12 protein-coding genes are annotated in these 12,105 nt (G+C 59.4%); 10 read left to right on the top strand and 2 right to left on the bottom strand.

The annotated features are described in order from the left end of the window. Positions 1 to 91 precede the first annotated feature (91 nt). Positions 92 to 271: a hypothetical protein gene (locus CBW65_RS01645; protein WP_087455291.1), complete on the bottom strand. Its 180-nt coding sequence runs from the start codon at positions 269 to 271 to the stop codon at positions 92 to 94. Positions 272 to 374: 103 nt separating this feature from the next. On the opposite strand from CBW65_RS01645, the gene CBW65_RS01640 reads away from it, so the two are divergent. The 10 genes from CBW65_RS01640 to CBW65_RS25250 all read left to right on the top strand — a co-directional run bounded on the left by CBW65_RS01640 (position 375) and on the right by CBW65_RS25250 (position 10,662). Continuing rightward, on the top strand, positions 375 to 2,243 hold the full coding sequence (locus CBW65_RS01640) for a spore germination protein (protein WP_232463422.1): 1,869 nt from the start codon (positions 375 to 377) through the stop codon (positions 2,241 to 2,243). Next, entirely contained in the window at positions 2,240 to 3,430 is a 1,191-nt protein-coding gene (locus tag CBW65_RS01635; RefSeq protein ID WP_232463421.1) for a Ger(x)C family spore germination protein, read from the top strand. Before CBW65_RS01640 ends, CBW65_RS01635 begins: the two co-directional genes overlap by 4 nt. Positions 3,431 to 3,437: 7 nt before the next feature. Continuing rightward, positions 3,438 to 4,583: a GerAB/ArcD/ProY family transporter gene (locus CBW65_RS01630; protein ID WP_087455290.1), complete on the top strand. Its 1,146-nt coding sequence runs from the start codon at positions 3,438 to 3,440 to the stop codon at positions 4,581 to 4,583. 114 nt (positions 4,584 to 4,697) lie between these two features. Beyond that, the gene (locus CBW65_RS01625) at positions 4,698 to 4,985 is read left to right on the top strand and encodes an arsenate reductase family protein (RefSeq protein WP_087455289.1); all 288 of its coding nucleotides are present in this window, start codon (positions 4,698 to 4,700) and stop codon (positions 4,983 to 4,985) included. Between the two features lie 161 nt (positions 4,986 to 5,146). Then, positions 5,147 to 6,520 (top strand): MATE family efflux transporter, encoded by a 1,374-nt coding sequence (locus CBW65_RS01620; protein ID WP_087455288.1) that lies wholly within the window; start codon positions 5,147 to 5,149, stop codon positions 6,518 to 6,520. Continuing rightward, a complete protein-coding gene (locus tag CBW65_RS25005) occupies positions 6,517 to 7,584 on the top strand; it encodes a PucR family transcriptional regulator (protein WP_087455287.1) in 1,068 nt (355 codons plus the stop codon). The genes CBW65_RS01620 and CBW65_RS25005 overlap by 4 nt, the downstream gene beginning before the upstream one ends. 89 nt (positions 7,585 to 7,673) lie before the next feature. Further along, positions 7,674 to 8,783 carry an ABC transporter ATP-binding protein gene (locus tag CBW65_RS01610; protein ID WP_087455286.1) on the top strand — a complete coding sequence of 370 codons (1,110 nt, stop codon included), beginning with the start codon at positions 7,674 to 7,676 and terminating at the stop codon, positions 8,781 to 8,783. Positions 8,784 to 8,883: 100 nt separating this feature from the next. Next, positions 8,884 to 9,828 carry an ROK family glucokinase gene (locus tag CBW65_RS01605; protein WP_087455285.1) on the top strand — a complete coding sequence of 315 codons (945 nt, stop codon included), beginning with the start codon at positions 8,884 to 8,886 and terminating at the stop codon, positions 9,826 to 9,828. A gap of 98 nt (positions 9,829 to 9,926) precedes the next feature. Further along, complete coding sequence (locus tag CBW65_RS01600) at positions 9,927 to 10,367, top strand: HNH endonuclease (RefSeq protein ID WP_157721713.1); 441 nt, start codon at positions 9,927 to 9,929, stop codon at positions 10,365 to 10,367. Then, positions 10,342 to 10,662, top strand: a complete 321-nt coding sequence (locus CBW65_RS25250) for a DUF1292 domain-containing protein (protein WP_332457837.1) — start codon at positions 10,342 to 10,344, stop codon at positions 10,660 to 10,662. The genes CBW65_RS01600 and CBW65_RS25250 overlap by 26 nt, the downstream gene beginning before the upstream one ends. 82 nt (positions 10,663 to 10,744) lie before the next feature. On the opposite strand, the gene CBW65_RS01590 is transcribed toward CBW65_RS25250, so the two are convergent. After that, complete coding sequence (locus CBW65_RS01590) at positions 10,745 to 12,094, bottom strand: S8 family serine peptidase (RefSeq protein WP_087455282.1); 1,350 nt, start codon at positions 12,092 to 12,094, stop codon at positions 10,745 to 10,747. Positions 12,095 to 12,105 lie beyond the last annotated feature (11 nt).

Genomic DNA, 12,105 nt, shown 5'->3' with positions numbered 1-12,105 from the left:
TTGCAGGATGACTGCAGTTTGCTTTTTCATAGATCGGGCACGCTCCTCAGTGACTCTGTGATACTCCCAGTCTATTCGGAGGACTGCTAGATTATACGTCCTTCATTTTACTCAGCAGCTTTTTCTGCAATTTCAGCTTGCGGCCGGAGAACGTCAGCCAGATGATGACGGGGGAGAAAATGTTGAAGGCCAGAATGAAGATGACAAACGTCCAGACGAACCAGGTTGTGTTGAAGATGTTTTCGTAAATCCACCAATGATAAAAGTTCAACTGCACACACCTCCAGAGTTTGAATCAGGCTCCGTTTCCATTTTTCCTGAAAGGTTTTCGTTTTAAACCTTGTCCGGAATGGAAACAAAGGTAGGTGAGGCAGGTGAAGCTTGTGGATGACACGTCAGAACTGCTTAAACAAAACGTCTCAAGCAGCCTTGAGCGAAACAAAACGGTGATGGGGAAGGTGCTGGAAAGCAGTGTTGACCTGATCGCCCGTGAGCTGGTGATTCATCACAAGCGGAATGTGAAAGCGCTTTGTTACTATACGGACGGGCTGGTCGATGCCAAACTGCTTGATGAGACGGTGATTCGGCCTTTGCTTCAGGCACGCACCTTCTATCACGATGCGGATGAGATGCTGTCGGGCAGCCAGATGATGCAGGAATTGATGACCGGTTTGATCATCGACACGTCGATCGCTTTGCTCGATACGTATGAGCTTGGCATCGAAGGTGTGTTGTCCGGCGATACGCTGGTCTTTTTGGAAGGCGGTGACCGGGCGCTGCTCCTCGCGACCCGGGGCTGGGAGTCGCGCAGCGTTGATGAACCGCAGACCGAGCCGGTCGTGCGCGGGCCGCGCGACGGGTTTACAGAAAACATCCGCACCAATACGGCCTTGCTGCGGCGGCGGATTCGCGACCCGCAGCTGCGGGTCGAAGGCATGAAGATCGGCACAAAATCACGAACGGATGTCAATATCGCCTATATCAAAGGCACGGTCAAAGAAGGGCTGGTCGAGGAAGTCAAAGCCCGGCTGTCGAGGATCTCGATCGACGCGATCCTCGACAGCGGCGTGATCGAGGAATTTGTGGAAGATGCGCCGCTGTCGCCTTTTTCCACCACGCAGAGCACCGAGCGCCCCGACAAGGTGGCGGCGGCGCTGTTTGAAGGGCGGATTGCGATCTTTGTGGACAACTCGCCGTTTGCGGTGATTGTGCCCGTTTATTTTTGGCAGTTTTTGCAGGCCAGCGATGACTATTATTCACGCTATTGGGTCGGATCGTTTTTCCGGCTCGTGCGCTTTTCGGCGATCTTTATTTCGCTGACTCTGCCTTCTTTGTATGTGATGCTGGTGTCGTTTCATCATGAGATGATTCCGACCGCGCTGGCGCTCAGCATCGCGGCCGGCCGGGAGTCGGTGCCGTTTCCGGCGCTGGTCGAGGCTTTCCTGATGGAAGGCGCGTTTGAACTGATGCGGGAAGCAGGGCTGCGCATGCCGCGCCCGGTCGGCCAGGCGGTGTCGATCGTTGGCGCTCTGGTCATCGGGCAAGCGGCGGTGCAGGCCGGTCTGGTCTCGCCGGCGATGGTCATCGTCGTGGCGACGACGGGGATCTCCTCGTTTGCCATCCCCAACTACGCCGCTTCGTTTTCCGTGCGGCTGCTGCGTTTCCCGCTGTTGATCGCGGCGGGTACGATGGGGCTGCTCGGCTTTGCCGGCACGTTGGCGATGATCGTGGTGCACTCGTTGTCGCTGCGCTCGTTTGGCGAGCCTTATATGTCGCCGGCGACACCGTTTCGCCCCGAAGATCAAAAGGACATCATCATCCGCGTGCCCTGGTGGCGCATGAACAAGCGCCCGCAGCTCGCGCAAGGCGACTTGCAGCGCATGGCGCCGGGCCAGATGCCCAAGCCCCCAGATCCGGAGGACAAGCCGAAGCGCGACGGCGGCACCTATTCGGTCACCGATGCCGAGCAGTCGGAACGTCGGAAGAAGCTTGAGAAAAAGAAGTCTGCGAAGAAGCAGGATACTAAGCAGCAGGATACTAAGCAGCAGGATACTAAGCAGCAGGGGGCCAGGCAGGAGGAGTTCAGCGCGAAACCTGAGGGACAGCGGGCGCAGAAGCGCGGGCAGGTCAAACTGCGCGCCTTTGGCCACGGGGCGTTTGACCGGGCTGGAGCGGACGCTGGAAAAGGAAACGCGCAGAGCGGGAAGCGCAAGAAAGACCGGCCATGGAGGAAACGCCCATGATGCGCAGGCGGTTGGTGCTGATCCTCCTGCTGTTTTCGGTGCTGCTGACCGGTTGTTTTGGGGCCAGAGAGATCGACCAGTTGGCGCTGGTGACCGCAGTTGGCATCGACAAGGGCTCGAAAGACGGGCTGATCAAAGTCACCACGCAGATCGCCCGGCCAGGCGACGTGCGCGGCCAGACCGGTTCGCCTGCCGCCGGCACCGGTGAGCCGATCTGGACGGCCAGCGCAGAGGGCGAGTCGATTTTTGCCGCGATCCGCAACCTCGCCCGCTACTCGTCGCGCCGCATATTTTGGGCGCATAACCAAGTGATCATCATCTCCGAAGATGTGGCGCGGGACGGGATCACCGACGTGATCGACTTTTTCTCCCGCAACCATGAACTGCGCATGCGCACCTGGGTGGTCGTCACGCCTGGAAAGGCGTGGGAAGTTGTCGCCACCAAAACGGGCTTGGAGATCATTCCCGGCGTCTCGATCGACAAGGTGTTCCGCTACAGCGACATCGTCTCCGAAGCGCCGCGCACCGACATGCGCACGCTGTCGGCCGCCTTTTTGAGCGAATCGACGCATCCTGTCCTGGCTAAAATTCAGGCGCGCAGCCGCCAGATCTCAGCCGATCGCAATTCGGAATTCGGCACCAACCCGCAGATTGAGATGGCCGGAACGGCCGTATTCAAGCGCGACAAGATGGTCGGCTGGCTGAATCTGGAGCAAAGCCGGGGGCTGCTCTGGTTTATTCACAAAGTCCAGTCCCGCGTCATCGCCTTGGACTGCGGCGGAGGCAAACCGTTGTCGCTGGAGATCAAAAACAATTCGTTTCAGGTCACTCCGCTTTATCAAAACAGCAAGGTGTCGTTTCAGATCAAATTGCACGCCGAGATCGACCTCGTCGAGCTGGGCTGCTCCCCTGACCAAAGCCAGATCGAGATCATGCAGCAGCTCGAACCGCACACGGTGGAGCTGCTGACCCACGAAGTGCAAAGCGTCATCGAAGCGGCGCAAAAAACGTACGGCGTGGACATTTTGGAGCTCGGGAAAGTGTTTCAAAACCGCTATCCTTCCGAATGGCAGATGATCAAAAAAGACTGGGACCAAGTCTTTCCGGAAGCAGAGGTCAGCGTGAAAGTCGACGTGCATATCGGCAGCCCGGTGCTGCTCAGCAAACCCATGCGGCCAGGAAAGTGAGACGATCATGAAAATTCGAATTACCAACGGCATGCTGATGGCTCTGGTCATCAACATGGTCTACGCCAAAGCGATTGGACTGACCCAAGGCATCATGGCGCGGGAGTCGTTAAGCGATATGTGGATCGCGACCTTGTTCTCCACGTTGCAAGGGGTTTTCATCATGTATATCACCGTGGTGACAACACAGCGCCTCCCGGACAGCAATCTGGTGGAACAATACGGTGCACTGTTTGGAAAATGGGCAGAGAAGCTGATCGCGCTCGTCTTGTTTTGCTTTTTCCTCGGCGCCTTCGGTTCGGTGATGATCACGTTTGTCTATCATCTGATGGACTATTTTCTGCCGGAGATGCCGATCATCATGTTTGTGCTGGCCGGCCTGACCGTCGGGGTGTACGCGATCTACAAAGGGCTGGAGGTCGTGGCGCGGATGGCGCTGGTCGGGGTGTTTTCGATCATTGCGCTGAACGTAATGCTGATGATCGGGTCGCTCCACGAGTTTGACATCCGGGAACTGTTGCCCGTCTTCCAAACCGGTTTCGTGAACACGGTCAAAACATCCCGGCACAACGACACCGACTGGGCGATGGCGACACTGATGACGGCGTTTATCCTGCCACTGGTCAAGGACAAGAAGATCTGGCGGAAGTCAGGCCCGGTCTCGATCCTGTACGCCGGGCTGTTTGTGCTGATGTGGCCGATTCTCGAAGCGGGCGTGCTGTCCCCAGAGATGACGGGGCGCTACATCGTCGCCTGCATGCAGTTGGCGCGCTCGGCGGAGATCGGGCAGTTCATCCACCGCTATGAGATGATCATGATCGCCTTTTTCGCCACCTCGGCGCTGGTGCAGACGATGGTGTCACTGTTTTGCGCGTCGCTTTCTGTCACGCATCTTTTCGGGCTGAAAGATTACCGGCCGACGATCCTGCCGGTCGCGTTGATCCTCGGTGCGTTTGGCTATTGGGTGGTGCTTGACCACAACCGGGCGATGACGCTGCTGGATGATTACTGGCCGATGGTAGCGCTGCCGATTGGGTTTGCTGTGCCATTGCTCTTGTGGGGCGCAGGGTTCCTGTTTAAGAAAAAGCTGAAGAAGCTGCGTGAGAAAGCGGAGCAGGAGAAGCAGCCGGAAACGGCGAAACAGTCGGCATAATTCCTGTGCTGTAAGAGGAAATAACGCTGGATGAGGTGAGCCAAGATGAACGCAATCATGATGTACCACCCGACCTGAAGCAAAAACAAACGGGCGAGAGAGGTTCTCTCGGGAGTGGAAGTAACGGAGCGCAATCTGGTCGAGCAAATGCTGACCGCAGACGAGATTTTGGAACTGGCAGGCGCCATGGAGCTGACGGTGCACGACCTGCTGCGGGCCAACTCTCCGGTCTACAAGGAGCGCAAGGACGAGCTGAAAGCGATGGGGGAAAGTGAGCTGGCGGCGGTGATGGCCACCGAGCCGACGCTGATCAAGCGCCCAATCGTGAAGACGGAGCAAGGCTATGTGGTTGGTTTGGATGAAGAGAAAATCAATGAGCTGATTGGCGCTCCGCAGGCCTAAGCGGCGGGGCCTGGCAGAAAGCACATCGCATGTCGATGTGCTTTCTTTATTCCTCGACATGAAATGAGTATTTCCTGGGAAATGGGGGGATTTTGTCGCCAAAAGTCGGTATACTTAGAGTACTTTGAACGAGGGTCGAACCGGAAGGGGAAGGGTGAACGATGACTAAGACGCAGAAAAAGTTGACCTTGTTCGCGCTGACCTGGCCGATTTTTATTGAATTGGGCTTGCGAATGCTGATGGGGAATGCCGATACGCTGATGCTGTCCCGCTACTCCGACGACGCGGTGGCAGCAGTTGGCGTCGCCAACCAGTTGGTATCGGTGCTGCTGGTGATGTTTGGTTTTGTCGCCATGGGTACGGGAATTGTCGTATCACAGTATCTGGGCGCGGGCGAAAAGCGAAAAGCGTCGGAAGTGGCTGTCGTAGCGCTTGGCGCGAACCTGCTGTTTGGGCTGTTTTTGAGTTTGATGATGATCGTGTTTGGCCGCACGTTTTTGCAATGGATGGGGCTGCCCGATGAGTTGATGAGCGATGCCTTGACCTTTTTGCGGATCGTCGGCGGTGCGGCGGTGCTGCAGGCGGTGATGATGGCGATCTCGGCGACGGTGCGCAGCCACGGGTTTGCGAAAGATGCGATGTATGTGACGCTTGGGATGAACGTGTTGAATGTGATCGGGAATTATTTATTTATCTTTGGCCCGTTTGGGCTGCCCGTCTTGGGCGTGCTTGGGGTGTCGATGTCGACGGCGATCGCGCAGGTCTGCGGTCTGATCGTGATGTTTGTGATCTTGGTGAAGCGGATGGACGGAGCGCTGCCGTTTAAGCTGTTGCTGAAGTTTCCGCGGTATGCGCTGGTCAACATTTTGAAGATCGGGGTGCCGTCGGCCGGCGAGCATCTGTCGTATATGTCGTCCCAGGTGATGATCACGTTTTTGATCACGATGATCGGCATCGGGGCGTTAACGACGAAAGTGTATACGCAAAATCTGATGATGTTCATCTATCTGTTTTCGATGGCGATCGCGCAGGGAACGCAGATCCTGATCGGGCATCTGGTCGGGGCGCGGGAGCAGGAGACGGCGTATCGGACGTGTTTGAAGAGCTTGAAGATCGGGATCATGGTGTCGCTTGGGATGGCCTGTGTGATGTCGCTGTTTCGGGAGAATATGCTGGGGCTGTTTACAGATGACGCCGATATTGTGGCGCTGGGCAGCACGCTGATCCTGATGACGATCCTGTTGGAGCCGGGGCGGGTGTTTAATCTCGTTGTCATCTCGTCGCTGCGGGCGGCAGGAGACGCGAAGTTTCCGGTCTACCTCGGCATCCTGTCGATGTGGGGCGTGTCGGTGCCGCTGGCTTATCTGCTCGGGATCTATCTCGGGTATGGGCTGGTCGGCGTCTGGGCGGCGTTTATCGTCGATGAGTGGCTGCGCGGGCTGCTGATGCTCTGGCGCTGGCGGACGAAGCGCTGGCAGCAGATGAGTCTGGTCCAGTCGGTACAAGCGCCAGTGCAGGAGGGGGCGGCCGGATGAGCAGCATGGAGCGTCTGGCTGCTGCGCTGCAGGAGTATGGCCGTGTGGAGCGGAGAGAACAGGTTGCAAAAGAGATTTGTTATGTCAACGATTCGTGGCTGATCCCGCTGAATGCAGAGCAGCAGCTGCGTGTGGAGCGTGCGGCGTTGCCCCTTGCGGTGGCCGAGCTGTTGGCGCTGTATGCAGGTGCGGTGACCGGCGGAGTTGATGCGCGGCGGCAGGCGGCACAATGGCTGTGCGGCGAGCGCGAGGCGGACGGAGATGCGCTGGCCGCCTGGCTGCAAGAGCTCGGCTGGGCGCGCGACGCTGCCGGGAGGATCGTGCTGCTGGAGTTCGCCCGTGCCGCTGCGGCAGAGCTGGCAGAAGAGGCGGTACTTCTGCTCCAAGAGCTGATCGGGACGGAGCAGGCGGTGGTGGGCCAGCAAGGCGGCCAGCGTATTTGGGTGCTGCTTCCGCTCGAGCCAGTCCAGAATGTGCATGAGCAAACAGCGCAAGTGCGGGACGTTCGTGCAAGAGAGGTGCAGATGCATGATGAGCTGGAGCAAGGGCAACTGGCGCAGGCATCCTCACTGCTTGATACCGTCATTGCTTGGATTGAGACGCTGGGTGCGGAACTGTTCTTGCTGAGCCGCGCCGGAGTGTCGGGCGCGCGGAGCCTGCATCAGTTGGCCGGTGCCAAGGAAGAGGCGGAGTTCGCGCTGGAAGCGGGCAAGCTGTTGCCAGGGAAACGGGCGGTGCATGACTATGACCGCCTCGGGATCGCCCGGCTGCTCTACGGGGCTCCGCAGACGGTGCGGGAGAAGTTTGTGCGGGAGATCCTGCCCCCAGACGTGCTGGAAGCCTTGACGCCAGAACTGCGGGAGACGGCAGCGGTGTTTGCGGAAAACGGGCAGGGGGTCGCGGAGACGGCCCGGGCGCTTTTTGTCCATCGCAATACGTTGCTCTACCGCTTGGAGCGCATCCACGAGCTGACCGGCTGCGACCCGCGCCGTCCGCTCGACGGCTGGACGCTCTGGCTGGCTTTGCTGCTGGTCAAGACAGGCTGCACAAGCGGGAAGAGGTAGGTTTGTGCATTCTGTCTAATCGTCACGTTCACCCCGGCGCGTTATACTGAACCTAACAATTCAGAAAACGTGAAATGGGGTTACATAAAATGGCTCGTGTGCAACTGAAACATGTCTACAAACGCTATTCGGCCGATGTCACGGCTGTTCAAGATTTTGATCTTGACATTCAGGACAAGGAATTTCTCGTCCTCGTCGGCCCGTCCGGCTGCGGCAAGTCGACCACCTTGCGGATGATCGCAGGTCTCGAAGACATCTCCGACGGCGAGCTGTGGATCGGCGACCGCCTCGTCAATGACGTGCATCCCAAAGACCGCGACATCGCGATGGTCTTCCAAAACTACGCGCTGTACCCGCACATGTCGATCTATGAAAACATGGCGTTTGGCCTCAAGTTGCGCAAAGTGCCCAAGGCGGAGATCGACGCCCGCGTCCGCGATGCGGCGAAGATCCTCGACATCGAACATCTGCTCAACCGCAAGCCGGCCGCGCTCTCCGGCGGTCAACGCCAGCGCGTTGCGCTCGGCCGCGCCATCGTCCGCGAACCGCAAGTGTTCCTGATGGACGAACCGCTCTCCAACCTCGACGCCAAGCTGCGCGTCCAGATGCGCGCCGAGATCGCCAAGCTGCACCAGCGCCTGCAGACCACCGTCATCTACGTCACGCATGACCAGACGGAAGCGATGACGATGGGCACGCGCATCGTCGTGATGAAAGACGGCATCATCCAGCAGGTCGGCACGCCGCAGGAGATCTACAACCGCCCGGACAACATGTTTGTCGCCTCCTTTATCGGTTCGCCGGCGATGAACTTCCTAAACGGCACCCTGGAAGAAGAAGGCGACGCCCTGCACTTCCGCACGGAAGGTTTGAGCGTTCGTCTGCCAGAGCAGCGCATATCGCTGCTTCGCGAGGCGGGCGTGATCGGCAAAAGCGTCGTCCTCGGCATCCGTCCGGAGAACCTGCATGACGATCTGACCCATGCAGACGCAGCCCGGAGCGCGCAGCTCACCGCCGAAGTTGAAGTTGTCGAACTGCTTGGCGCCGAGTCGTACGTTTACCTCAACCTGCACGGCCAGACGATGATCGCCCGCGTACCGGCGCATTCTGCGATCAAGGCGCGCTCGACCGTCACCATGGCGCTGAACACGGAGCGCATCCACCTCTTCAACGCCGAGACGGAGCAGACGATTTTTTAACAGACAAATCAGCCCCGCGCTTGCATACATATGTATCAGCGAGCAAGCAACGCCACATGATCCCGTCATGTGGCGTTTTTAGCGGGGGGAAGTGGGAGTCATGCGCCAGTTTATCGGGATCGATATCGGCGGCACCACGATCAAGGGAGCGGTGGTCACCGGGGACGGCCGCATGCGTAGCAGGATAGAGCGGGACACCTCCCCGGAGCTCGGCGCAGACCGGGTCATCGACAGCATCGCCGGGCTGGTCCGCGACCTTGCGCAAGGGGCCGGGCTGTCCTTGACGGAGTTCGCAGGTCTTGGCTTTGGCGTGCCGGCGTTTCTCGATGCCGAGACCGGCTATGTCGAGACGGCGGTCAACCTCGGCTGGCACAACGTCCCGCTGCTGGGCGAACTGCAGCAGCGCCTCGGCCAGTTGCCGATGCGGATCGACAACGACGCCAATGTGGCGGCGCTTGGCGAAGCGCGAGCCGGGGGCGGACTTGGGGCGCGTGACGTCTTGTGCGTGACGCTTGGCACCGGTGTTGGCGGCGGCGTGATCATCGACGGCAAGATCGTGCGCGGGGCAAGCGGCATGGGCGGCGAGATTGGCCATGTCACGCTCGAACCGGACGGACGCTGCTGCAACTGCGGGCGGCGCGGCTGTTTGGAGACGATCTCCTCGGCGACCGGCATCGTGGCGGCGGTGAATGCGCGGCTGGCAGCAGGCCATCCCTCCTCACTGCGCCAAGAAGCGGCGCTCAGCACCCGGGTCATTTTTGACCATGCTGCCAAAGGGGATGAGGTCGCCTCCGCAGTCATTGCCTACGCCATCGACCGCTTGGGATTGGCCCTCGCCAACGTCGGCACCACGCTCAATCCGCAGGTGATCGTCATCGGCGGCGGCGTGTCGCAGGCGGGGGAGGCCTTGCTGCTGCCATTGCGGGAAGCGTTTGCCAACTACGCGCTGCCCCGCGTTGTGCGCGGCACGAAGATCGAGTTGGCGACGCTCGGCAATGACGCCGGTGTTGTCGGCGCGGCGCTGCTGTTCATGGAGGGACACTGAGATAGAAGGAAATGAAGTAATAGGAAACTGACAGGAGACCTTTGCGGGTCTCTTTTCTTTTTGGTAGTGTAAAGGGGAGAGACAGGGAGGTGATGGGGATGGATGAAACGCTTTCCAAACGCCGGCAGCGTGAACAGCGTCAGGAACAGACCAAGCGCAACGATTTCAGCCCATTGGTGCGCACTCATATCCGCGAGCGCGACCGGGAGCGCTGTGTGCTGTGCGGCAAACCGGGGCGGGAAGTTCATCACATCATCCCGCGGGCTCAAGGCGGCTTGGGCACGGCAGACAACGGGATCTGTCTCGACGCGGGCTGCCATCATCAGGCGCACCGTTCGAAACAGGTGGAAAAACAGCTGTTGCGCTACCGGGAGCGCGTGCTGCTTCCGTTGTACAGGTTAGCGCTCGGCGAATACGTCTGGCTGGACCCGTTGCCGGACGATGGAACATGCCGCTGCGGCGGAGAACTGACAGCCGGGGCCTGTGGCAACCACTGCGGGCTGAAACGGCTGTATACTGGAGAGGAGTCGAGGGGATGAGAAACGAGATCGGGTTTATGGAGGACAATCTGGAGGTTATCACAGGCCAGCAACTGCACCTAGAGGTGCCGGAACAGGGGTCTTCGATTATGAGGCGGCGAAGGTGTTTGCCGTGAGCGGCGTTTCCTACATCCTCTGCCTGCGCTTGTCCGAAGCGCGGGAAGCGTACCTGCTGAAAGCGGATGACCTCGGCGAGGGCTGGTGGAACATCATCGACATCGAAGACGACAGCGAGTGGGAAAGTGCGCGCCAGGCATCAGGCTATCAGGCGTTCACCGATGTGCTGCACCGCTAATTTCATAAGATACATAAAAAAGAGGCCGGGCTGCGGCCTCTTTTTCTGTGTCTGCGTTTCTTGTCGATCCGATCCGTTTGGTCTAGTTCAGCGCCTCCACCGCATTGATCAGGCCAAAGCCGGATTCGCCGTCATAGCCGTTTTTGCCGATGTCGGTCGCCGAGGATTGGATGATGTGTTTGACTTGGGACGGCGACAGCACGTCTTTGCCGTGTTGCGCGATGATCAGGCCGGCCAGAGCTGCCGTTTTCGGCGAGGCCATCGAGGTGCCCATGTACCACGCGTAACCGCCCGGCACGCTCGACAGGCAGCGCAGGTTCGGGTTGCGAAGCGACGTGTCGCGCGTCGCCAGCCAAGCGGTGCCGTAGTCGCCGCCCGGTGCGGTGACATCGATTTTGCCGACGCCGTAGTTGGAATAGTAGGTGCGGTTCAGCTCATAGCCGTTCGCCGCCACGCGGATCATCGTTTGCGAAGACGGGGAGCGGTGCGTCGCGCCGTTGTTGCCGTCCTCTTTGGAGATCTGGCCCGGCGAGCTCAGGTCGAGGTTGGCGTTGCCCGACGAGCCGACGACGGTGACGCCTTTTTGGATCGCGTATTGGATCGCGCGGTTGAACAGGCGCACGTCGGCTGCGATGTCTTTGGTCGCAAAGTTCGGGTCTTGGAACCAGTCGTAGCCGCCGAGCGACATGTTGACGACGTCGACGTTATCATCGCCTGCCGTCATCAACGCATTGGCAATGTCGGCGGTGGCTGCGCCGCCGGTCGGGCCAAACACGCGGTACGCCGCGACTTTCAGGTTCGGCCCGATGCCGAGGACGCGGCCGTTGCCGGCGATCGAACCGGCGACGTGCGTGCCGTGGCCGTCCTCGTCCATCGGGTCGGAGATGCCCGGCACAAACGACTTGCCGTACGCGAAGTTCGCTTGGATGTCCGGGTGGGTGTAGTCGATCCCGGTGTCGACGATCGCGACGACGATGTCCTTGTCACTGGCGCCGGTGCCGCCCGGCAGGTCCCAGGCCGCGCCGTTGCCGGTCACCTGCTTGATATCCCATTGATACTGCTCATAGAGGTCATGCCCGCTGCCAAACGCAGAGCCGGTGAACATCTCTTTGTCGACCGCTTGCTCCGGGTAGATCGTATGTTGAACGCCAGCGTCTTGCACGAGGCTGGAGCCTTTGATCGCCGTCAGAAAATCCGGATTGTCGGAGATAACTTCCACCGCGCCAAGCTTGTCGATCGAGCGGTTGACTTTGCCGCCCGCTTTTTCGATCGCCTGCGTGTAGCCGGCCGGGAGTTTCGCGGCGTCTTTAAAGACGACGAGGTATTTTTGTGCCTGCACAGCTTCTTGCGCGTGGCCGGTGCCTGCCGTCGCGCCAAACACGGTGGTCAACCCGAGTGCGAGCGCCAGGAAAGCGGATGTTTTTTTGTTCATTTGATGATCCC

Source organism: Tumebacillus avium (assembly GCF_002162355.1).
Classification (GTDB): domain Bacteria; phylum Bacillota; class Bacilli; order Tumebacillales; family Tumebacillaceae; genus Tumebacillus_A; species Tumebacillus_A avium.
The sequence above is the reverse complement of the archived record's forward strand: the minus strand, read 5'-3'. Positions and strand labels throughout refer to the sequence as shown.

Bases quoted from the DNA above. Each gene is read 5' to 3' on its own strand.
- CBW65_RS01635 (WP_232463421.1), top strand. From the start codon at position 2,240: ATGATGCGCAGGCGGTTGGTGCTGATCCTCCTGCTGTTTTCGGTGCTG.
- CBW65_RS01630 (WP_087455290.1), top strand. From the start codon at position 3,438: ATGAAAATTCGAATTACCAACGGCATGCTGATGGCTCTGGTCATCAAC.
- CBW65_RS01620 (WP_087455288.1), top strand. From the start codon at position 5,147: ATGACTAAGACGCAGAAAAAGTTGACCTTGTTCGCGCTGACCTGGCCG.
- CBW65_RS25005 (WP_087455287.1), top strand. From the start codon at position 6,517: ATGAGCAGCATGGAGCGTCTGGCTGCTGCGCTGCAGGAGTATGGCCGT.
- CBW65_RS01610 (WP_087455286.1), top strand. From the start codon at position 7,674: ATGGCTCGTGTGCAACTGAAACATGTCTACAAACGCTATTCGGCCGAT.
- CBW65_RS01605 (WP_087455285.1), top strand. From the start codon at position 8,884: ATGCGCCAGTTTATCGGGATCGATATCGGCGGCACCACGATCAAGGGA.
- CBW65_RS01600 (WP_157721713.1), top strand. From the start codon at position 9,927: ATGGATGAAACGCTTTCCAAACGCCGGCAGCGTGAACAGCGTCAGGAA.
- CBW65_RS01590 (WP_087455282.1), bottom strand. From the start codon at position 12,094: ATGAACAAAAAAACATCCGCTTTCCTGGCGCTCGCACTCGGGTTGACC.